This is a genomic window from Lysinibacillus sp. Bpr_S20, assembly GCF_023337835.1.
Taxonomy (GTDB): Bacteria; Bacillota; Bacilli; order Bacillales_A; family Planococcaceae; genus Lysinibacillus.
In genome coordinates this window covers 284,780-306,449 of record NZ_JALNLQ010000003.1, presented here as the reverse complement: position 1 = coordinate 306,449, position 21,670 = coordinate 284,780, and the positions used below count along the sequence as shown (strand labels likewise).

The 21,670-nt window shown below is 37.8% G+C and carries 19 protein-coding genes and 2 pseudogenes; 17 read left to right on the top strand and 4 right to left on the bottom strand.

Features of this window, described 5'->3' with window-relative positions:
- The first annotated feature begins 1 nt into the window (after position 1).
- The 7 genes and pseudogenes from MWJ95_RS09265 (at position 2) to MWJ95_RS09235 (ending at position 7,066) form a co-directional block, all read left to right on the top strand.
- Complete coding sequence (locus MWJ95_RS09265; protein ID WP_249105142.1) at positions 2 to 2,221, top strand: phage tail tape measure protein; 2,220 nt, start codon at positions 2 to 4, stop codon at positions 2,219 to 2,221.
- Complete coding sequence (locus tag MWJ95_RS09260) at positions 2,211 to 3,182, top strand: XkdQ/YqbQ family protein (protein WP_249105140.1); 972 nt, start codon at positions 2,211 to 2,213, stop codon at positions 3,180 to 3,182. The genes MWJ95_RS09265 and MWJ95_RS09260 overlap by 11 nt, the downstream gene beginning before the upstream one ends.
- Before the next feature lie 779 nt (positions 3,183 to 3,961).
- Entirely contained in the window at positions 3,962 to 4,537 is a 576-nt protein-coding gene (locus MWJ95_RS09255; RefSeq protein ID WP_249105138.1) for a recombinase family protein, read from the top strand.
- Between the two features lie 238 nt (positions 4,538 to 4,775).
- On the top strand, positions 4,776 to 5,690 hold the full coding sequence (locus tag MWJ95_RS09250; RefSeq protein WP_249105136.1) for an adenylate/guanylate cyclase domain-containing protein: 915 nt from the start codon (positions 4,776 to 4,778) through the stop codon (positions 5,688 to 5,690).
- Positions 5,691 to 5,848: 158 nt separating this feature from the next.
- The gene (locus MWJ95_RS09245; RefSeq protein WP_249105135.1) at positions 5,849 to 6,124 is read left to right on the top strand and encodes a hypothetical protein; all 276 of its coding nucleotides are present in this window, start codon (positions 5,849 to 5,851) and stop codon (positions 6,122 to 6,124) included.
- 115 nt (positions 6,125 to 6,239) lie between these two features.
- Positions 6,240 to 6,395: pseudogene (locus MWJ95_RS09240) on the top strand (sporulation initiation factor Spo0A C-terminal domain-containing protein); the annotation flags it as partial.
- Between the two features lie 455 nt (positions 6,396 to 6,850).
- Positions 6,851 to 7,066, top strand: a complete 216-nt coding sequence (locus MWJ95_RS09235) for a hypothetical protein (RefSeq protein WP_283175735.1) — start codon at positions 6,851 to 6,853, stop codon at positions 7,064 to 7,066.
- 272 nt (positions 7,067 to 7,338) lie between these two features.
- Here the strand turns inward: MWJ95_RS09235 and MWJ95_RS09230 are convergent, their stop codons facing one another.
- The 3 genes from MWJ95_RS09230 to MWJ95_RS09225 all read right to left on the bottom strand — a co-directional run bounded on the left by MWJ95_RS09230 (position 7,339) and on the right by MWJ95_RS09225 (position 9,296).
- The gene (locus tag MWJ95_RS09230) at positions 7,339 to 7,755 is read right to left on the bottom strand and encodes a DUF3139 domain-containing protein (RefSeq protein ID WP_249105133.1); all 417 of its coding nucleotides are present in this window, start codon (positions 7,753 to 7,755) and stop codon (positions 7,339 to 7,341) included.
- Positions 7,756 to 8,170: 415 nt separating this feature from the next.
- A complete protein-coding gene (locus MWJ95_RS24690; protein ID WP_481817349.1) occupies positions 8,171 to 8,320 on the bottom strand; it encodes a PspC domain-containing protein in 150 nt (49 codons plus the stop codon).
- Positions 8,321 to 8,411: 91 nt separating this feature from the next.
- On the bottom strand, positions 8,412 to 9,296 hold the full coding sequence (locus tag MWJ95_RS09225; protein ID WP_249105131.1) for a 3D domain-containing protein: 885 nt from the start codon (positions 9,294 to 9,296) through the stop codon (positions 8,412 to 8,414).
- A 1,125-nt stretch (positions 9,297 to 10,421) separates the two neighbouring features.
- Here MWJ95_RS09225 and MWJ95_RS09220 point away from each other — a divergent pair.
- From MWJ95_RS09220 to MWJ95_RS09200, 5 genes and pseudogenes are all read left to right on the top strand, one after another.
- Positions 10,422 to 10,727 (top strand): annotated as a pseudogene (locus tag MWJ95_RS09220) (DnaA N-terminal domain-containing protein); the annotation flags it as partial.
- A 350-nt stretch (positions 10,728 to 11,077) separates the two neighbouring features.
- Positions 11,078 to 11,458 (top strand): PH domain-containing protein, encoded by a 381-nt coding sequence (locus tag MWJ95_RS09215; protein WP_249073655.1) that lies wholly within the window; start codon positions 11,078 to 11,080, stop codon positions 11,456 to 11,458.
- A gap of 73 nt (positions 11,459 to 11,531) precedes the next feature.
- Positions 11,532 to 11,726 (top strand): hypothetical protein, encoded by a 195-nt coding sequence (locus MWJ95_RS09210; RefSeq protein WP_249105129.1) that lies wholly within the window; start codon positions 11,532 to 11,534, stop codon positions 11,724 to 11,726.
- A gap of 360 nt (positions 11,727 to 12,086) precedes the next feature.
- The gene (locus MWJ95_RS09205) at positions 12,087 to 13,658 is read left to right on the top strand and encodes a DUF342 domain-containing protein (protein ID WP_249073657.1); all 1,572 of its coding nucleotides are present in this window, start codon (positions 12,087 to 12,089) and stop codon (positions 13,656 to 13,658) included.
- Positions 13,651 to 14,376 (top strand): glycerophosphodiester phosphodiesterase, encoded by a 726-nt coding sequence (locus tag MWJ95_RS09200; protein WP_249073658.1) that lies wholly within the window; start codon positions 13,651 to 13,653, stop codon positions 14,374 to 14,376. The genes MWJ95_RS09205 and MWJ95_RS09200 overlap by 8 nt, the downstream gene beginning before the upstream one ends.
- Before the next feature lie 68 nt (positions 14,377 to 14,444).
- Here MWJ95_RS09200 and MWJ95_RS09195 read toward each other — a convergent pair whose 3' ends face one another.
- On the bottom strand, positions 14,445 to 14,681 hold the full coding sequence (locus tag MWJ95_RS09195) for a DUF2627 domain-containing protein (protein WP_132356638.1): 237 nt from the start codon (positions 14,679 to 14,681) through the stop codon (positions 14,445 to 14,447).
- A gap of 308 nt (positions 14,682 to 14,989) precedes the next feature.
- Between MWJ95_RS09195 and MWJ95_RS09190 the strand changes: the two genes are divergently transcribed.
- From MWJ95_RS09190 to MWJ95_RS09170, 5 genes are all read left to right on the top strand, one after another.
- Positions 14,990 to 16,084 carry a Leu/Phe/Val dehydrogenase gene (locus MWJ95_RS09190; protein ID WP_249105127.1) on the top strand — a complete coding sequence of 365 codons (1,095 nt, stop codon included), beginning with the start codon at positions 14,990 to 14,992 and terminating at the stop codon, positions 16,082 to 16,084.
- 143 nt (positions 16,085 to 16,227) lie between these two features.
- Positions 16,228 to 17,655: a dihydrolipoyl dehydrogenase gene (gene lpdA / locus MWJ95_RS09185; protein ID WP_249105125.1), complete on the top strand. Its 1,428-nt coding sequence runs from the start codon at positions 16,228 to 16,230 to the stop codon at positions 17,653 to 17,655.
- A 188-nt stretch (positions 17,656 to 17,843) separates the two neighbouring features.
- Entirely contained in the window at positions 17,844 to 18,860 is a 1,017-nt protein-coding gene (locus MWJ95_RS09180; RefSeq protein WP_249073661.1) for a thiamine pyrophosphate-dependent dehydrogenase E1 component subunit alpha, read from the top strand.
- A complete protein-coding gene (locus MWJ95_RS09175) occupies positions 18,860 to 19,843 on the top strand; it encodes an alpha-ketoacid dehydrogenase subunit beta (RefSeq protein WP_249105123.1) in 984 nt (327 codons plus the stop codon). The genes MWJ95_RS09180 and MWJ95_RS09175 overlap by 1 nt, the downstream gene beginning before the upstream one ends.
- 479 nt (positions 19,844 to 20,322) lie before the next feature.
- Positions 20,323 to 21,666, top strand: coding sequence for a dihydrolipoamide acetyltransferase family protein (locus tag MWJ95_RS09170; protein WP_249105563.1), 1,344 nt, complete (start codon positions 20,323 to 20,325; stop codon positions 21,664 to 21,666).
- Positions 21,667 to 21,670: the final 4 nt, after the last annotated feature.

Here is a 21,670-nt window from a genome sequence, read left to right as displayed (position 1 = left end):
TATGCAACTTTCCGCCGTGTTTAAGGTTCGCGATCAAGGATCCGCACAGCTTCGAAAGCTTACACAGATGATGGACAAGATGAATCAAACGAGTAAGATGACTAGCGGATGCATGTCGAAGGCGCAATTGGCAACCACTAAGCTTGGAGGCGCAGCATCATCCGCATCTAATCGAATGGGTGGATTTGAAACTCGCGTTTCATCATTGCGCGTGGGTGCTAATGGGCTCAGCGCATCATTGCGTGGGATGCAGAGCAGTTTAATTGGACTCATGGGGGCTTATGCGGGGGTAACAGGGGCGGCCAAGTTTTTTAATGCAACAATCGGCGCTGCAGCAAACTACGAACAAAATGCGATGGCAATTAGCGGCATGTTTGGTGACGATAAACAGGCGAAAAAATATCTCCAAATGGTCGAAAAGGCTGCAATAGATAGTCCGGTATTAAATAGTACAGATATGATGACAAACTCAAAGGCGTTCGTAGGACTCAGCAAGAATGTTGATGAGCTAAAACAAGTTTGGGGCTTAGTTGAGCGTATTCAAGCCTTTTCTGGTGTAGATACTCAGCAGGCATCTTTCTCAACTAAAGAACTTATGCAAGGTGACTACGTTTCGATGTACGAAGCGATAGGGTTAGATAAAAAAGAATTACAGAAGATCACTAAAATGGACGGCTTGTCTGCTAAGATGGCTGGTTTAGATAAATTATTAACCAAAATGGGTGTAACAGATGAAATGGTTAATAAGATGGGGAATACAACCAAAGGCTTGTGGTCTCAGCTTCAAGAGAAATCGCAAACATTCTTTAAAAATATGGGGATGGAAAGTAATACGAAACTAGGAGACTTCTTACGGCGACTAAACACGATGTTTGAAGGGATTGATACCGAAGCACTTAGTAACAAACTAGGAAGTATGCTCGGTAAAGCAACCGACAAAGCAATCGCACTGTACGACGCATTCATGAAATGGCGAGAGCCTATCACATACGCACTAGGAGGAATAGCCGCGTTTGTAGGCGCTCTCGCTATTGTCGGAATTATCTCAGCCTTAGCCAATCCTATCAGCTTAATAGCTATGGGAATAGCCGCAGCTGCAGTCGGATTTAAAGCGCTTTATGATAACAGTGAAACATTCCGAGGAGCCATTGACGGCATTGTTTCGAAGGTAAAATCGTTATTTTCCGCATTTAAATCCGGCGGTACAAGTGGTTTAATCAACGCATTATTCCCGCCAGGTATTGCGAACAAAGTAAACAGTATTGTAGACGGGATTAAAACGAAAGTTTCCGAGCTTATGTCGGCATTTAAAGAAGGTGGGTTTGGCGGCGTATTCAATAAGCTTTTCGGAGACGGATCGTTTGAATCACTCAAGACTAAATTCGAAGAAGTGAAGTCGTATATCTCCGAAAAAATAGCGCAATTCATGCCAGTTTTCGAGCGCCTGAAATCAGCATTTTCTCAAGCGTGGTCCACAGTGTCCGACATAATATCGAATGCGTGGTCGATTATTGAGCCGTACTTGAGCGGATTCTGGAACATGCTACAGATTCTCGGCGACGTTGCTATGATGGTATTTAATAACGTGATTGCACCGGCCATTTCGTTCTTAGTACAACTTTTCTCTACTTTGGCTGTTGCGCAGCCGATTCTTACTGTACTTGCATTAGGATTCGAAGCATTGTCTACCATAATGAAATGGATGTGGGACAACGTATTAGCGCCATTAGTTGACTTTATCTTAACTGCTGTTAAAAACGCGTTCGATAACTTCGCCGGAGCGTTATCAACCGTACAAGGTTGGTTTGAAACGCTAAGTGGTTGGATATCGACAGCTTATGGACATGTAAAAGACTTCATCGGCTTCATCGGTAAAGCTAAGATGCCAAGTTGGATTACGAACGGAATTAGCGCAGGGGTAAACTTCGTCGGTAACTTAATTGGTGTTGGCGACGGTAAGGGTGGTAACGCAAAATCTAACTATCATGGATTGGATTATGTTCCCTATGACTCATATTATACGCGCTTGCACAAAGGGGAACGCGTTATGACTGCACAGGAAAACAAAGATTACTCGCAAGGTAAAGGCGGAAACGGGTCAGGAGGTTTTACTTTTAATTACAACGGAACAATGGTTATTCGTGAAGAAGCTGACATCCAAAAAGTAGCCATGGCATTATCCCGTGAGCTTGGTCGAGAGGCTTCTAGACGTGGATATTAAAGTTATAATCGGTCAATTGGATGTCACCGAACTCGTACAGACGGCAACGACAAGTGGCAATGCTACCATATTTGATCGCAAATTAAACTTAAAAATAACAGGAACTATTGACGGACGTAAACGCGCCTTAAACGTTGAAGAAGGCGCTCGCGTCCTTTTTTACGTTGATGATGTACTCGACTTTGTGGGCGTTTTATTTGCTCAAGATATAGAATCATACGGCGATATGAATCTTATTGCTTATGATACGAACATTTATTTAGCGAAATCAAACGACAGCTTAATTATCAAAAACAAGAAGGCAAGCGATGTTATAAAGCAAATCGCTAGAGATTACGGGATAGAAATCGGTCAAATTGATGATACAGGTTATGTAATCCCGTATTACAAAGCAGAAGGTACGCTGCGTGAAATCATCTTAAAAGTACTAAACCTTACGAAAAGACAGACAGGACTATCTTATTTTATTGGTAACGATAAAGGTAAATTGACTTTGAAGAAGGGAGCAAAACCTTCTGAGCGTTACGTTTTATCTGCCGGCGAAAATTTACTTAGCGTGACGTATCACCGCACAATTGACGAAACTAAAACGCAAATAAAGGTCATTGGCGGAACTAAAGGCAAAGAAACAATCATTACAGTAAAAGATAGTGATAAACGTGTTAAGTATGGCGTCCTTCAAGAAGTAGAAATCATGGACGAATCTGCTACGGCTTCACAGGTAAAACAGCGAGCAGAAACACTATTAAAACAGAAAGCACGTCTGATGGAAACGCTAGATGTTGAGGTATTAGGCGTTCGTGAGGTTAAGACAGGCACAGCCGTTAGATTTTTTGATGAAATGACCCGAGCACCAGGCGATTATTATGTCGCTGCAGATACGCACGAATATAGAGCCGGTTTGCATACGATGTCATTATCGTTAGAACGAACATATGAACTAGAATATATCGAGACATAGCGTTATTAACGCCGTGTCTCTTTTATTTCTGTAAGGAAGTTATACGGCAAGCGATTCTCTAAAACTTATGAGGTATCGGCTTTTACAGCGGTGCTTGCCTACTTTTTTATGCCTAGTTGCGTAAGAACTCCGATTTCAATAATCACAATCGGACATAACGTAAAACTGACGCATTACATAGAAGAAACTCGAAATACATAGTTCCGATTATGTCCTATTTTAACGCAGAATTAACGCTAGTATATCGGAGTATATGAGCGATTTAATCGGGCAGATGACGGAAATGCACGCGCCTTTAAAACACTTTGATTCTCGACGATTATCACCGTTTGACAATCGGCATAATCCGTCATTAACTAAACCTTCCGAAATTGACGACATTATATAGAAGAAAGTCGAAAATGCAACTTTAGTACACGTTAGTTCTGACGCATAATTGACGGGTAGAAGCTCAGGATGGACGCGCACTCAAAACACTTTACATAACCTTACATAAAACGAAGGTTTCGCCGGTACATATAATAGAAGAAAGTCGTAACCATTACGATTCGTGTAAAGTGAGATAACGTAATGTTAACGCAGATTACAGGGGGCAGGAAGTCGGATTGGACGGGGCGGTCTGAAACTCGAGGGGTTTCGGAATGACGCTATTTTAACGCAAAGATTCTGGACATTATCGCTTTATCAAAACTTAACAGTATTGACAACGTTTTACCGATGCGATAAGATAGCCTTATAAACGTTATCAAAACTTATTATCAAAAGTTAGGAGCGATATAATGGCTAAATACGGATATGCTCGGGTGTCAACGGTAGCACAAGATTTAGAGTCGCAAATTCAGTCGTTAGAGTCAGAAGGTTGTACGCAAATCTATAAAGAGAAGTTTACGGGTACTAAGACGGATAGACCGGTATTTAATGAAGTTATGTCGTTGTTAGCGGAAGGTGATACGTTAGTGGTAACGAAACTAGACCGACTAGCACGTAACACTAAAGAGGGCATCGAGGTTATCGAGGCGTTATTCGAGCGCGGTGTACGCGTACATGTACTTAACGTAGGACTGTTAGAGAATACGACAATGGGACGCTTCTTCCTTACTACGTTATTGGCTGTAGCTGAAATGGAACGCAATTTAATCATTGAACGAACGCAAGAAGGTAAGGCGATAGCAAAGCAGCGTGAGGACTTTCGAGAAGGCAGACCGAAGAAGTTTGAGAAGAAACGCTTAGACACTGCAATGCAGCTATTGGAATCGAATAGTTATAAAGAAGTTGAAGCAAAGACGGGAATTTCAGTGGCAACTTTAGCGAGAGAAAGAAGAAAACGAAAAGCGAATGAAATAATTAACGATTGAGCAAACGCGCTTGATCGTTCTTTTTTTGCGTCGAAAGTGCGTGACCCCCAAAGCCCCCGATTCTGAATGGCGTCATCTGGCCATCAGACCTTGCACACAACTTTTCAACGTTTTGGCGTATACCTTGATATTAATAACGAGGTGATTTCTAATGAGATTTGCTAAACATAAATAAATGAATTTCTTTAATTGATAGAAATTGTTTAAGGTATAATAAACATAAAAAAGGGTGATTAAATTGCGCAAAACTGGTTATGAGAAAAAAATAGTAGCATTTATAGATATATTAGGTTTCAAAAATATTGTTGAAAATACAGATAAAGCTTTTTCTATTATTGAAATAGTAAGTGAGATTAAAAAGTCAAAAAAAGAATTCATAAAAGAAATGTCCGCAAAAGAGATAGAGGTCACTTGGTTTTCTGATTGCATTGTAGTATCAGCTCCACTAGATATTTACTATGTTGATTTTATCTTAGATATTATTCAACAAATGCAATGTGAACTAATAAAAAATAAAGTACTTATTCGTGGTGGTATTGAAATAGGAGATTGTTTCCACAAGGGTGAAAAGCTATTTGGTCCTGCAATGAATGAGGCTTATAGACTTGAAAGTAAAATAGCTACTGTCCCAAGAATTGTATTATCAAAGGAATTAATCAAATATATAAAAGAATCTCAACGGATAGAGGAAAAACATCAAGAAGATAATTTTACTTATAACTTAGAAGTATGTAATGAAAATGAATTGGCGAATATTACGGAATATTACATAAGTGAAGTAACAATTGCTTCACAAATATTTGAACGTTTGATTATAAAAGATGATGATGGATATTATTTTATTAATTATTTAGATGAAATTATCTATACGTGCATCCATACTGCTAGTTATGAAAAAGAAATAATTAAAAGTCATGATGGAACTATAGTGGATACTTCTTATCAAGCTTTTAAGGAGATTTGTGAAAGTTGGTATATTGATATCATAGAACCTATACAAAATTTTATTAAAGAGAATCTAAAAGGAAATGATATGAATGTATTGTTAAAGTATGTCTGGGTGAAAGATTATTATAATAGATGTTTAGAAAGTTATAAATCAGATCTAAGTGATGAATTTGAAAGCGATTTTTATTGGAAATTGTTTGTATAATGATTTAATAGAATGGTAATACTTCTGACGTAAAACTGACGCTTAGTCTTAGAGCCGTAAGGGTTTGCTTGATTTTACCACTAGAATTTTATTTACTGGTGATGTAGGCTGATTGTAGCGCTAATAAATTTTACATCGATGTAAAAATCGGAGAGAAAATGAATACTAAAGCTATGTATGAAAAAACTGGGGTTAGTGAGCGTACAATTCAAAACCATATGAAAGAAGTTCGTTACTTTATTCCGGGTTTTGCAATGAATCGCCGTGGGAACAATTATTTTACGCCGTTAGAGGCAGAAGCGTATTATATTATGATTAGAATTATTGAGGAAACTAATAACGTTAAATTTGGAATTCGAGCCTTGATTGAATACATGGAAAGGCATCGAGTTTTGGCCCGTATTAATACAATCGTAAATAATGATCCATTTTAAGTTTACTTACTAAATAATGTAGTGTAATATTATCGGTAAATATAAGTCGTCAAAAACTGCGAAGGCTTCCGGTAGAATGACCGGTAAATTTTCGCTATATAAAAGTTATCTAAACCGTCATGCCATTGAAGTCGCATGGAATCGCGGCAATTATGAATCGATTTCGTCGATGTTTGGGTATACAGTACACCATTTAAAATCAAAGCCGACAAATAGCGAATTCATCGCCATGATCGCTGACAAGATTCGCATTGATATGATGGCGAGTTAAATTTTTGATGTGACTGGGATTGAGAAGCTATTCGGTGTAGAATTATTTGCCTATAAACAAAAATAAGCGTGTTTATATAAGCACACTTTTATTTATTGAGTTCAAGTAACTTAATGGATAGGAGAGTGCTATTTTTTTTCAGAAAGGTAAGGTAATTACAGAAATAGACATCCAGTTGGATTCAAACCAAAAAATCATTTGAGCAAACTTTGACGTTATTTAAATTACTTAGTACAAGAGTTGGAAATTGAAGATGCAAGTAACGTCTCATGTAAGATGTTATATTAAATATCTGCTTGAACGTGGGAAATACACTTCTGATAAGAGTTTAGATATTAACTATTCAAATAGACAAGAGGATTATAAAAAGCCAATACAGCCAATTATACAAGGAATATAAAACTACGAGTACAACATATGAATCGTGTTGGAGTTTTTAAAGAGGAATAATTCACATGTCAAAAAACTGGAATTTTCCTCCAATGGAATTTGGTTTTGGGGAAAAAGTTCTATTCACATTCAATGGCATTGAACTGGTTGGAATAGTTGAAATAGCAGACTTTGGCGGTTCGCTTGAACACGATTACCATTCGTATGATATTTTCGTTGCTGAAGACAATTGTTTGTATAAGCATATTCCTGAAGAAGTTTGTAAAATTGCTTGCTTCTAATGAGATTGAACAATCGCTCAGCGGGATATCGTAGATCAGTTTAAAGAGCCATCTTCAAAAGGGGAAGTGGTGTTACAGTCGAGTAGAGGAAGCTAACAAAAGGACTTGTGTATAATGAGTTTTTATCATACGCACAAGTCCTATCAAGATTGGTATACCAAAGTTCGGTATTGTTTCAGTAAACGAATCTTTGATATTGGGCTTGTTAGGTAATAGAAGTAGGACTTTACCACCGTTGAATAATTGGACATATAATGCTAATCCAAAGCAAACTAATCTCTATTATCAAGTGAATTTTTACAGTCATGTTCACTATGTTTTGTCTCACCCTCAAATATTTCAGTAATGCCATCTGAAAGTCTATTTTTTTCACAAAATTGCTGAACTTGTTTCCCTTTTTTAGTAATTCCATAATAATAAGTTGTATTAGGTTCGTCTTTAAAGATGACCATATAATGTCCGTGATAAAAATCTTTATTTATTAAGTGCTTTGGCTCAACAAAATGTGATTCTTCAATTTTTTCGTCTGTATATCCCTTCGCTTCTAAATATTTCGGAACATACTTATTAGCGATATATTTTGTATATGGATTACCGTTGTTTAGAACATAAATAAAACCAGTTGGCAGAGCAAAGACAATAACAGCGATTAAGGTACTAGTTATAATTAATATCTTTTTTTTAATCATCTTCCATCACCCCTTAATATTGTTTCTTCCATCTCTTTAATAACAGAAATATCATTTTTTACGCACAAGCCCTAGATTGATGTGTGATAAGCGTTGTTTCGCGTATTGAAAATGAGGATACCCCTTATTATTCCGAGTAAAAATAAAGCTACAAACAATTTGCTCAATTCATCCACTAAAGCAACTGTTGTGTGTAATTTTACACTATTTTAGTATTTAGTCAATTGGTGATTATAATTCAATCACATTTAATAGTCTATGAGGGTTGAAAGGGAGCAGAAGAGTCATTTACATAGCTAACTTAGTTGGTGCTACAAAACCTTGTGCTGTAGGAGCTATTGTGAGAGCAAAACAAAAGGACTTGCAGGAAAAATCATAAATGCAAGTCCTTAGATTGGAGTGTGATTCAATTGATTTAAATGTCGGATGGTTGATTATAATGAAATAAAATTATCTTTTGTATCACAAAAAGGAAAATTAATCTAATAATCCAAGGTGACACTCCAAAGGATTGCGCAATCCCTCCACAAACGACACAAATAATTCGGTCATTTCGTGATTTCAATATAAAGCGAGCAAAAAGATGGTGTAGGATTGAATAAATAAGCAAAAAAGAACCTAATCTGGTTCTTTTTTTGCTTATTAGACCGGTTAAGTTAGTCTAATATTGTGACCTTTAATTGTTTTACGCCAAAATTAATTGCATCTTGTTGAGAAGGGAAAAAGACATCGATTCGATTTCCTTTAATGGCACCGCCAGTATCCCCTGCGATTGCTTCACCATAGCCTTCTACATAAACTTTACTACCCAGTGGAATTACAGTTGGGTCAACTGAGATGACCTTCGCATTTGGGTTTGTTTTAAGGTTAATTCCAGTAGCAGTAATACCGGAACATCCCTCACATGAAGCCGTATAGGCTGAAGCTTCCACTATAAGTTCCTTTGAAGCAGTATTATTTTTTGATGGAGCAGTTGCTTCAGGTGCATTCTCCTTTGAAGCAGTATTACTTGTTGATGGAGCGGCCACTTCAGATGCACTATCCTTTGAAGTTGTATTACTTGTTGATGAAACAGTTTCTTCAGGTTTACCCTCCATTGCAGTTGTATTATTTGTTACTGAAGTTGTAGTTTCCTTTGCTGCATGAGCTGCAGGCTTTATTGCTTTGTCAGTTACAGCCGTATTCGTTTTCGTACCATTAATAATGGATAGATTTAAACCTGGATGAATAAGGTCCGTATGTAATTGGTTCCATTCTTTAATTTGCGAAACAGTGACTTGATGATCTAGGGCTATGTCCCATAGTGTATCACCTTGCTTAACGGTATATTGTTGTGCAATGGTAAGGACATCGCCAGGGTGAATAAGGTTGGTAGTAATATGATTCAATGTTTTGATATTTTCTACAGAAGTATTATGTGCACGAGATAAATCCCAAAGAGTATCTCCTTTTTGTACGGTAATTGTTGCAGCTTGAGCATTAGCGCCTAAAGTTGCCGAAAGCATTGCAACGGGTACAATTGAAATTATTTTTTTAATCATTTATTAATCCTCCATGTGCGTTCTTAGTTGTTATTGTAAAATCATCGTAACATAGATTTTTCTGAGAAAAAGAACAAGGAGATGTTAATTTGATTTCGTCTATGGCATTTATATTGCAATAATATTGCTAATATTAAAGGATACTATTTCCAAGATGGAGATACCTGATACATTAAGGGTTAAATGTGATAATGTTTATACATTAAATAAAATTAATAAATGAGGGATAATCATGTCAATTAAAGCTATATTTTCTGTTTAGCAAACAGAAGTGTTGAGTGTTGATTATTGAAATAGATGGTTATTTTCATCAAGTGTTGGTTATAGGTAAAAAGCGTTTCTAAACATCTGTTAAATACAAGTATCTACTAGCAAAAGAATTAACTTATGAAATAAGGGACTTTCCTAATTTGTTTTGTAGGCTTCATAATTTTGAATGTATTCCTTATGATAGCGAAATTGAAGTTGATTTTGTTATAGACACAGATAGAATGTACAGACCCTCCTATTAAACGACGGGTGCTTTAATTACAAAATTAATTTACAAAATATCAAACATTAAAACAGAGTTGATTCTACACATTTTGTAGATTAACTCTGTTTTTATAACAGCTACAATCTTTTAGAAAACAGCCTTTACAAGAGGTAAATCAAGTATTGTATTTTCCTTATATATGGAATATTATGAACCAAAAGAGAGGTTGGGCATAAATGATTTAAAGCCTTCTTAGAAATATTGAAGCTACAATTGAAATTGGAAATTTGATTAAATGAGTAAGAAGAGTGAATAGAGGAGAACAATTTTATACCGAGGAGAAAAAAATGACGAAAGATATGACACACGAAAACGTAATGATGGAAATGCTGAAAAATATTACGATTAGCATGGATGAAATGAAAGCAGACATGAATAAACAATTTGATGAAACGAACCAACGTCTAGATAAAATTGAACAGCATCTTAATAAGGTAGACCAAAATATCAATTTCTTAGCCGAAGAAATTGGAGAGCTAAAGATGGTTATTCACAGTCAACCGATACATAAGGAATCCGAACTTACAAAGCATAAACTTGAAGTAAATGGACAAATACTAGATGAAATCTTAAAGAACCCAGGACAGGAGATTAGTAGCTTTGAACATGTAGAAGAATTATGGAAGCTTGCCCTGGCACGAATTGAACAAAAAATTTCTAAACCAAGTTTCGAAACATGGTTTAAGTCTACAAAATTATTGTCTTACAATGGTAATAGTGCGACTGCGGTGATTGCTGCGCCGAATTCGTTTGCTCGAGATTGGCTTGAGAATCATTATTCAAATTTGATTACAGGTATATTAAGGGAGCTTACAGGCGGAGACTTACTTATTAAGTTTGTTACGCAAAAAAAACAGGGTTCAGACGATTTCAATTTACCGGAGATTAGGATACAGAACACTCTATAGAGTTAAATGAAATAAAGAATAACAATGATATAGCGTTTTGGGGCTAGCGACCGGTAATTGTCATTTAGTTCACGCTGTTATAGCCAAATCAATACGCCTTTTTAGATAGTATGCACCGGCTTTCTAAAAAGGTGTATTTTTTATGTGTTTAAGAACATTCTAAATCGAAATAGAACGTAATATGTTGGACTATTGTACAAAAGTTCTCATTTACAATAAGAACGAATAGAGATCCTTTTTTGAGTACAAAATAATACATTGTTCACTTCCTATGTTGCAGTTGGTGCATTGAATGTATGGAAAATTAATCTCATAGTTTAAATGGAGGGGGAATGAAGGTGGGGTTATTTGATGGAATAATCGGTAATGCAAGTGAAGTAAATCTAGGGAAATTGCAGGAAGAAGTTAAAGATTTATTAACACCTAATGAAAAAATTATGAACGCGTATAAAATCATAAGAGACACTTTTATATTTACGGATAAAAGACTTATCTTAATTGATAAACAAGGTGTAACTGGAAAGAAAACACAATATCATTCAATTCCGTATAAGAGTATTCTTCATTTTTCAGTTGAAACTGCGGGAACGTTTGATTTAGATGCAGAGTTGAAAATTTGGGTTTCAGGCAATGAATTACCGATACAAAAAAGCTTTAATAAATCAACTAACATATATAAAATTCAAAGTGTGCTAGCGGAGTATGTTTTAGGAAAGTGAAATGTAAACGGTCAACAATACGTTGATCGTTTATCTTTACTAGAACGTATATAATTAATACGGGTGATAACTTATGAAAAGCGTAAACTTACAACTTGACGAAAAAAACTCGTTAGAAATAACACAGGTAGGAGAGCATTTATTTGAGGTGCGCCTTGGCATGAATGGAAGCATTAGTGTTTACTATATGACGCGTGAACAGCTCCTAGATTTTGATCAATTAGGCGCACATATATGCATTGAGTCTAATCTAGAGAATGACAAGTAACCATAATCCAGCTTTCTTCGAGTAGTTAATAAATGTTTTTAGTTAGTATTGAAGGCCTAATGAATATTTATAAAAATTATGACAGATATATTATTTATTTTTCAGTTTGTTGAAGATTTTGTGAATTTCCTGATTAGTACCTATGGAATGTTTTCAATGAATGAAGCGAGATTTTAAAATATTAGAAAAAAACTTCCTTTTTGTAGTATAAATCGACTAATGTTGGAGTGGAAATGTAAGAGATGTATGAAAGTATTACTTACAAAGTATGGATAAATTCTTTCTTGGCAGTGACAATTGTCTCTAAACAAATATAAGTAGATTGTATATACTTACAGGTAGAGGGAAGGAGGAGATCACTTGATACTAGTTCGAAATGATAAGTTCGAAATAACCGAAGATAATGGCAAGGTCTATATGCTTACTTACGAAGCAGGATATCCATTAAAAGAATTTGATAGTATTTTACGGAGTCATCCCCGACTTAAATTGTCAAATTTTTCAATATTAAAAAATGTCTTAGCAACAGAAAGCACAAGTCCTGTTGAAATTGGACGCTGGCTTCCAAATGTTGAAGTAGAAATTGCGCGAGATAAAATGTCTGCCTCAATATTTGTATATGAAACACACGAGTATATACTAAAGAATAAAGAGAAATTAACTCAACAAATTCTGGAAACAATCGAGAACGAAGGGATTGTTCATGGAATATTAGATTTCGATATTTCTAATATTGATCCGGGAAAAGCATTTTTAATTGCAGAAGGAACGCCACCAGTAGCAGGAACAGATGCACAAATTACATACTTACCTAAACCAGAGAGAAAGCCAGTAATTCGCGAAGATGGGAAAGCTGATTATTATGATATGAACTTTATTTCTGAAATTTCCGAAGGTTCATGGCTAGGCGAAAAAATCCCTGCGACATTAGGTAAACCAGGGGAAAATATACTAGGCGAAATAATGGCTGCTGTACCAGGTCGTGATTTTCCAATAAAATATGATAAAAAATCAGCTTATGAAGTAGAAGAGGATGGGAAAACTGTCATCCGTTCGAAAATAGCTGGTGTATTAGATGATGTCAAGGGCATGATCGGTGTTAATAGACATTTACCGATTAATGGGGACGTTGGCGTTGAAACAGGGAATCTTGATTTTGATGGTTCTTTAAGCATTAAAGGAACTGTTACATCAGGTTATACAGTCATTGCTACTGGAGATATTTCCATCGAGGGTGCTGAAGGTGTAAGCGGTGCCAAACTTATTAAATCCATTGAGGGAGACGTTTATATTCGTGGTGGGATTTTTGGTTTAGGCTCTACTATTGTTGAGGCAGGTGGCAATATTTTTGTTAAACATGTAAATGAGGCAAATCTAGTTGCAGCTGACAGTATCCATATAGGGTCCTATGCATTGGGATCGCAGCTTTCTGCGCATTCTATCTTTGTGGACGAACGAAAAGGGAAAATTATTGGGGGCCGTGCAGTAGCTAAGAATACCATTGTTACTAGCATCTCAGGAAATCGTTTAGAACGTCGAACCGATTTAATCATCGAAAGCGTGAATAAGCAAGAAAGATACTCCATTGTGCAAGAGAAAGCTTCACAGCTTAAGCAGTTGCAATCAGAAATCTCTGTGCACGAGGGGAAAATTAAAAACTTACTGCCGTTCCTTAACCAAATGTCTAAGGAACAGATCGCTACATTTGAAGAAACAAAACAAAGTTTAACAAAATTGAAAGCGGATGCAGTGACAATTGATCGTGAAGTTAAGCTAATAATGGATGAAATGCGTCATGCTGGAAAAGAAGAAATTATAGTGACGAAGGAAGCTTATCCTGGCACCTTTATTCAAATTGGTAAAAAGTCATCCTTATTAAGTAAGATGACAAATGGTAAATTTCTAATTGAATTTGGTGAGTTAAATGTCTAACGAATCTTTCATTCCTGTATTTGCTCATCGTGGGGCTTCTGCGTATGCACTTGAAAATACGTTGAAGGCTTTTGAAAAGGCTTTAGAGCAAGGGGCAGATGGAATTGAACTAGATATCCAACTTTCAAAAGAGGGCATTCCCGTTGTATATCATGATCCACAGCTGTCTAGATTGGTTGGCATCAATAAGCTTGTGAACGAATGTACGATAGAGGAGCTAGTAAGCTTTAAACTTGGAAAGCCGTGGAGGCGATTATTTTCAACGTATAAAATTCCAACGTTTGATGTAGTTTTAGCATGGGCAAATTCACAACAACTACCTCTTAATATCGAATTAAAATCAACAATCCTTGATAATAAAAACGCACTTATACAAATGCTTCATGGGCTTACTTTGCCTGTTGGCAGTCATTTTTCATCGTTTCACTACGAGCTTTTAGAGATCGTGAAACAATATAAGCCAGACTATGAAACAGCACTTATAGCAACCAAAAAATTAAAATGGGATTTACTTAGTGATTATAAAGCAATTGATAGTGTTCATATGCATAAAAGGTATTATAAACCAAAATATTTAGAAGCGTGTGTGGCAAGTGATAAAGCATGTCGTTTTTATGCAATTGATGGGGATGAAACATTTTTAATGAATCCACATCCTTCTGTAATTGGTTGGATTACTGATTTTCCTGATAAAGTAATTGCGAAACAGCAACGTTAATCATTCTGTTAAATGAAGTAAAAAATAGCTATCCAATAAGTCTGTGAGACTTAAAAGGATAGCTATTTTTATTTTTTTTGAAAGCGTGGTGCCACTTTTCCATTTTTTCGATCGCGGTGAAGTAAGAAACCTGCGAAAAAGCCAAAGCCTATAACAAAGAGAATAATGCCAACGACAAATTGTAGCCATAAAAATGGGAAAGGTGAGATGAGCTTACCAAATAATGTATCACGCATAAATTTAATGCCACCTGCAGCCATAAGACCTGGGATTAGCATTACAATAAATGCAGCTAAACGAGCCATGCATGTCCCTCCCTTACTCCTAAGTTTAATTTTACCTGTGGATATGGGAATGTCAAGAAAGGTTATAAAACTAAGGAACGGATGAACCCAGTTGCAAGTAAGAAAGAGTGTTGTATTTATAACTGAATCTTTAGAAAATTCCTACTTAAACAAGAATATGTAATAATAGTTGATAAATTGTGAAATTGTGAGTATTGTAAAAATAAATGGAGCAATATTATCCATTGTTAAATAATTTCGAATATTAATTATACTGAATTGGGATGGGCATTTGGGGTGCACTTTCCAAAGCAAAGGGGCGAGTTTTCATGGAAATCTTCAAGTATATGGAAAAGTATGATTATGAACAATTGGTATTTTGCCAAGATGAAGCATCAGGGTTAAAAGCGATTATCGCTATCCATGACACAACACTTGGACCAGCACTAGGTGGGGCGCGTATGTGGACATATGCATCAGAAGAAAATGCAATTGAGGATGCATTGCGTTTAGCACGAGGGATGACCTATAAAAATGCTGCAGCTGGTTTAAACCTTGGCGGTGGAAAAACAGTTATTATCGGTGACCCATTTAAAGATAAAAATGAAGAAATGTTCCGTGCATTAGGACGTTTCATCCAAGGGCTTAATGGTCGCTATATTTCGGCAGAAGACGTTGGTACAACAGTATCAGATATGGATTTAATTCACGAAGAAACAAATTATGTAACTGGAATTTCTCCGGCTTTTGGTTCGTCAGGAAACCCATCTCCAGTAACTGCTTATGGTGTATATCGAGGTATGAAAGCAGCGGCAAAAGAAGCATTTGGATCTGAATCACTAGAGGGGCGTACTATTTCTGTACAAGGTCTAGGAAACGTAGCCTACAAGCTTTGCGAGTATTTACATAATGAAGGGGCAAAACTTGTTGTTACAGATATCAATCAAGCGGCAATAGATCGAGTTGTCAATGATTTTGGTGCGACTGCTGTGGCACCAGAGGAAATTTATTCACAGGAAGTTGATATTTTCTCTCCTTGTGCATTGGGAGCGATTTTAAATGATGAAACGATTCCTCAACTAAAAGCAAAGGTTATCGCGGGTTCTGCTAATAACCAACTACAAGATTCTCGACATGGCGATTATTTACATGAATTAGGGATAGTTTATGCACCTGATTATGTGATTAATGCTGGTGGAGTAATAAATGTAGCGGATGAATTATATGGATATAACCGCGAGCGTGCGATGAAGCGTGTTGAAGGTATTTATGATAGTATCGAAAAAATCTTCGAGATTTCCAAGCGTGAGGGTATACCGACATATTTAGCAGCTAATCGCTTAGCGGAAGAACGTATCGCTCGGGTTTCAAAGTCTCGTAGTCAATTCTTAAAAAATGAAAAAAATATTTTACACGGTCGTTAAGAACCGCTTATTCGTTGAAAGAAGTCGCATTGTCGACTTCTTCTAACTTTATCGTAAATTAATAGTTTAACTTTTTTTAAGTAACAAAGTGATTGTGGTGAACAGGGTGCTTTAGCATTTTTTTCTCAAAAGGGGGAATCCGTATGGCACAGAATTATGATGTTGTCATTTTAGGCGGAGGTACAGGTGGCTACGTTGCTGCTATTCGAGCTGCACAGCTGGGTTTAAAAACAGCAATTGTCGAACGTGAGCGTCTAGGTGGAACATGTTTGCATAAAGGCTGTATCCCAAGTAAGGCTTTACTTCGAAGTGCAGAAGTGTATCGTATGGCAAATAAAACAGCTAATGAATATGGTGTTAATATCGAAGGCGTAACATTGAAATTCGACAAAGTACAGGAACGGAAGCAAGCTATTGTTGAGCAATTGAGCCAAGGTGTGAATACACTGATGAAAAAGGGCAAAATAGACGTTTATCAGGGAACAGGGCGAATTTTAGGACCGTCCATTTTCTCACCAATGCCTGGCACTATTTCAGTAGAAATGAGTAATGGCGATGAAAATGAAATGCTAGTTCCAACTAATGTGGTCATTGCAACAGGGTCAAAGCCAAGGGGAATGGCGGGACTAACGGTTGACGGTAAATATGTGATGAACTCTGATCATGCACTTGAAATGGAAGAACTGCCAAAGTCATTGTTAATTGTTGGCGGAGGGGTCATTGGCATTGAGTGGGCCTCGATGCTTTGTGATTTTGGGGTTTACGTAACAGTCATTGAATATGGGGCATCCATTTTACCGTCAGAGGATACAGATATTGTAAAAGAGGTAACGAAGCAGCTTGAAAAAAGAGGCGTTCGAATTGTGACTAACGCTCGTTTAGATACGGGAACCTTTAAAATCGAAAATGATAACGTTTACATTTCTGCGAAGGTTAATGATCAGGATGAATTATTTGAGGCTGATAAAATATTACTTTCAGTTGGACGTGAAGCAAATACACAAGGGATTGGATTAGAAAATACAGAGATAGAAGTTGTGAATGGGTTTATTAAGGTCAATGATTCGTATCAAACGAAGGAATCACATATGTATGCCATAGGGGATGTTATCGGTGGCTTACAATTAGCTCATGTTGCTTCACACGAGGGAGTATCAGCTATTGAACATATTGCAACGGGTAACACTGAGGCGCTTGATGATCTCAATGTACCAAAATGCGTTTATTCTTACCCTGAGGTCGCAAGTATTGGCTTCACAGAAAGGGATGCACGACAGCAAGGTTATTCATTGAAGGTTGGTAAGTTTCCATTCAAGGCGATTGGGAAAGCACTCGTTAATGGGGAAACTGATGGCTTTGTGAAAATAATCGCCGATGAAGGAACAAATGATATTTTAGGTATTCATATGGTAGGACCGCATGTGACAGATTTAATTGGAGAAGCATCACTTGCTAAATTATTGGATGCAACGCCTTGGGAAATTAGTCAGGCCATTCATCCACATCCGTCACTGAATGAGGTACTAGCAGAATCAGCGTTAGCAGTGGATAAGCGCGCTATTCATTTTTAAGATTCATAATTTTATAACTAAAGTTTGGAAATTTAAAATACTGGGCGAGTTGATTAAGGAAATCTAGTTTAAAGTGAGTAAACAGTAACTGAAAATCGGTATTTTCTCATTTAAATAGATAGGATGGTTAATCAAACGCTTGATCAAATACTTTAGTTATTTCTTCATAATACGAAAGGGGTGTTCGTATGCAAGTTGTTCAAATCAAGCATGAAGATTTAGGTTTATCAAATGAAGATGTACTTGCCATGTTCGAAACGATGTTAATGGCGAGAAGACTTGATGAACGTATGTGGTTATTAAACCGTTCTGGTAAAATTCCGTTTGTTATTTCTTGTCAGGGGCAGGAGGCAGCACAAGTAGGGGCCGCCTTTGCTCTAGATAATAATAGAGATTATATTGCGCCTTACTATCGTGATATGGGTGTTGTCTTACATTTTGGTATGACACCAAGAGAATTGATGTTATCCGCATTTGCTAAAGCAGAGGATCCAAACTCGGGTGGGCGACAAATGCCAGGCCATTTTGGACAGAAGAAAAATCGTATTTTAACAGGCTCTTCGCCAGTTACTACACAAGTTCCACACGCAGTGGGAGTCGCTCTAGCAGGGCGTCTACAAAAAGAAGACTTTATTTCTTTTGTTACACTCGGGGAAGGCTCATCAAACCAGGGCGATTTCCATGAAGGAGCGAATTTTGCAGGGGTACACAAGCTTCCGGTCATTATAATGGTAGAAAATAATCAATACGCAATTTCTGTGCCAGTTGAACGTCAACTAGGCTGTGCGAAAGTATCGGATCGCGGTATTGGCTATGGTATGCCAGGGGTGACTGTTGATGGGAAATGTCCATTACAAGTCTATAAGGTAGTAAAAGAAGCGGCAGATCGCGCACGTAGTGGGGAAGGTCCAAGTTTAATTGAAACAGTGACGTATCGCTTAACAGCTCATTCTTCGGATGATGATGATCGTCAATATCGTACTGCCGAGGATATAGCAGAAGGAAAAGCAAAGGATCCCGTTTTGTTATTTGAAAAGTATCTCATGGATGCTGGAGTTTTGACAGAACAACTACGTGCTGAAATAGAAGAGCGTGTCATGGCCGAGGTAAATGATGCAACAGATTATGCAGAAGCTGCTCCGTATGCAACACCAGAGCATGCTTTGAAATTTGTATATGCACCAGTGGACGGAGGTGACGTGTAATGGCAGTGATGTCTTATATTGATGCGATTACATTAGCGATGAGGGAAGAGATGGAACGTGATGAGCGTGTTTTCATTTTAGGAGAGGACGTTGGTCGCAAAGGTGGGGTTTTCAAAGCAACAGCGGGTCTTTACGAGCAATTTGGTGAACATCGTGTACTTGACACGCCGCTTGCAGAGAGTGCCATTGCAGGTGTCGGTATTGGTGCGGCGATGTATGGGATGCGCCCTATCGCAGAGATGCAATTCGCAGATTTCATCATGCCTGCCGTTAACCAAATTGTTTCTGAGGCAGCAAAAATCCGCTATCGTTCAAATAATGACTGGACTTGTCCAATGGTTATACGAGCACCATTTGGCGGAGGAATTCACGGAGCGCTTTATCATTCGCAGTCTGTAGAAGCACTCTTCGCAGGAACACCAGGGTTGAAAATTGTTATCCCATCTACACCGTATGATGCAAAAGGCTTGTTAAAAGCGGCAATCCGAGATGAGGATCCAGTACTGTTTTTTGAGCATAAACGTGCTTATCGACTCATTAAAGGTGAAGTTCCTGTAGACGATTACACACTGCCGATTGGTAAGGCAGATGTAAAGCGGGAAGGGGAAGACGTGACTGTCATTACGTATGGTTTAGCTGTCCATTTCGCATTACAAGCTGCAGAGCGCTTAGCTGCCGATGGTATTTCAGCGCATATCCTCGACTTACGCACGGTTTATCCACTTGATAAGGAAGCAATCGTTGAGGCAGCAAGTAAAACAGGTAAAGTTTTACTAGTTACGGAGGATAATAAAGAGGGCAGCATTATGAGTGAGGTTGCAGCAATCATTGCAGAGCATTGTTTATTCGAGCTCGATGCACCAATTCAGCGCCTTGCAGGGCCAGATGTTCCGGCTATGCCGTATGCACCAACAATGGAAAAGTATTTTATGATCAACCCTGAAAAAGTAGAGCGTGCAATGCGAGACCTAGCAGCATTCTAATATAGCAAAGTTTATTTTGATATCCACTCATGTGGTAAATAGAAGCTTATAAAAGAAGGGTTTATAAATATCACAGATATTTTAAGACTCTTCATCGAAAGTTCGGGATGATATTTCACGTTTATGTCACATATATAAGTTGATTGGACTGGAGACTGAGCGACTCCTTGGGGATTGGCGATAGGGGAACGAAGGCTAAGAGCATCACATCCTGTGATAACGCCTTCGTACCAACATCGGTGCTGTTGCTGTCGCTGCGCTTTCGCACAAATAAAACCCTCTGCTGTCGCTACGTTAGCACTACGCTTTCGCGCAAAAACATCTGTTGGCCCGATGCCCCCAGGAAGCTCTGAGCGAAAGGGAAGCGCCCAGTCGGAACGGAAATCAACCCCACTTTATGGTGAGGAGTTTTTTATGAATATGATAGTAATTTGATATATACAATTACACCTAGGCATAATTGATGGGGGGAATAGATGATGGCTATTCAAAATATTACAATGCCACAGCTCGGCGAAAGTGTAACAGAAGGTACGATTGAAAAATGGCTAGTTCAGCCAGGTGATACGGTAAAAAAATATGATCCACTAGCAGAAGTTGTCACAGATAAAGTAAATGCAGAAATCCCGTCTTCTTTTGAAGGCGTCATTACAGAGCTGCTTGCAGAGGAAGGGCAAACATTACCGGTTGGTGCAATCGTTTGTTCCGTTGAAATAACGGGTGACAGTGAGTTACCTCCTCCGCCTCCGCCAAAAAAATCAGCAGTAAGTACGGCCATTTTAAATGCAGGTGTACAAAAGAAACAAGAGACGCAGCAGCAAGCTACGGTTACAAAAGCACCGCAAAAAACAGTTCGACCGGATAAAGTACGTTATTCACCAGCTGTTCTTCGACTTGCACAAGAGCATGATATTGCGCTTGAGCAAATCACAGGTACTGGTGAAGGTGGACGTATTACGAGAAAAGACCTAATGAAACTGATTGCAACAGGAAATGTGCCAACTTCTACGAGTGAAGCACCGCCTGTAGTCGATTCAGCCGAACCGCAATCAGGATCTGCTATAGCACGTCCATCGCAGGAAAATACTAAATCAGCCCTACCTGCCCAACCAATTCAAGCTGGCGATATTGAAATTCCAGTAACGAAAGTACGACGTGCTATCGCCAATAATATGTTACGTAGTGTTCATGAAGTACCTCATGCATGGATGATGATGGAAGTGGATGTTACGGATTTAGTAGTATACCGTGATAGCATAAAGACAGAGTTTAAGCAAAAAGAAGGCTTTAATATTACGTATTTTGCTTTCTTTGTAAAAGCAGTTGCTCAAGCTCTAAAGGAATTCCCGATGATGAATTCCATGTGGGCAGACGACAAAATTATTCAAAAGCATGATATAAATATTTCCATTGCAGTCGCAACAGATGATGCTTTGTTTGTTCCTGTTATAAAACACGCCGATGAAAAGTCGGTTAAAGGTATTGCCAAAGAAATTCATGAGCTTGCAGCGAAAGTTCGGGCCGGAAAACTAGCGATGGATGATGTAAATGGTGGTACATTTACGGTCAATAATACCGGTGCATTCGGCTCCATTCAGTCGATGGGCATCATTAATTACCCACAAGCTGCTATTCTTCAGGTGGAAAGTATTGTAAAAAAACCAGTTGTTTTACCTGGTGGAATGTTCGCTGCACGAGATATTGTGAATTTATGTTTATCTTTAGATCATCGAGTTCTTGATGGACTTGTCTGCGGTAAATTCCTAAATAGAGTAAAAGAAATACTCGAAAATACAAATAAATCTTCAACGTCAGTCTACTGATGAC

Excerpts from the sequence above, each read along its gene's own strand:
- MWJ95_RS09265 (WP_249105142.1), top strand. The coding sequence starts at position 2 with ATGCAACTTTCCGCCGTGTTTAAGGTTCGCGATCAAGGATCCGCACAG.
- MWJ95_RS09255 (WP_249105138.1), top strand. The coding sequence starts at position 3,962 with ATGGCTAAATACGGATATGCTCGGGTGTCAACGGTAGCACAAGATTTA.
- MWJ95_RS09245 (WP_249105135.1), top strand. The coding sequence starts at position 5,849 with ATGAATACTAAAGCTATGTATGAAAAAACTGGGGTTAGTGAGCGTACA.
- MWJ95_RS09235 (WP_283175735.1), top strand. The coding sequence starts at position 6,851 with ATGTCAAAAAACTGGAATTTTCCTCCAATGGAATTTGGTTTTGGGGAA.
- MWJ95_RS09230 (WP_249105133.1), bottom strand. The coding sequence starts at position 7,755 with ATGATTAAAAAAAAGATATTAATTATAACTAGTACCTTAATCGCTGTT.
- MWJ95_RS09225 (WP_249105131.1), bottom strand. The coding sequence starts at position 9,296 with ATGATTAAAAAAATAATTTCAATTGTACCCGTTGCAATGCTTTCGGCA.
- MWJ95_RS09210 (WP_249105129.1), top strand. The coding sequence starts at position 11,532 with ATGAAAAGCGTAAACTTACAACTTGACGAAAAAAACTCGTTAGAAATA.
- MWJ95_RS09200 (WP_249073658.1), top strand. The coding sequence starts at position 13,651 with ATGTCTAACGAATCTTTCATTCCTGTATTTGCTCATCGTGGGGCTTCT.
- MWJ95_RS09195 (WP_132356638.1), bottom strand. The coding sequence starts at position 14,681 with ATGGCTCGTTTAGCTGCATTTATTGTAATGCTAATCCCAGGTCTTATG.
- MWJ95_RS09190 (WP_249105127.1), top strand. The coding sequence starts at position 14,990 with ATGGAAATCTTCAAGTATATGGAAAAGTATGATTATGAACAATTGGTA.
- lpdA (WP_249105125.1), top strand. The coding sequence starts at position 16,228 with ATGGCACAGAATTATGATGTTGTCATTTTAGGCGGAGGTACAGGTGGC.
- MWJ95_RS09180 (WP_249073661.1), top strand. The coding sequence starts at position 17,844 with ATGCAAGTTGTTCAAATCAAGCATGAAGATTTAGGTTTATCAAATGAA.
- MWJ95_RS09175 (WP_249105123.1), top strand. The coding sequence starts at position 18,860 with ATGGCAGTGATGTCTTATATTGATGCGATTACATTAGCGATGAGGGAA.
- MWJ95_RS09170 (WP_249105563.1), top strand. The coding sequence starts at position 20,323 with ATGGCTATTCAAAATATTACAATGCCACAGCTCGGCGAAAGTGTAACA.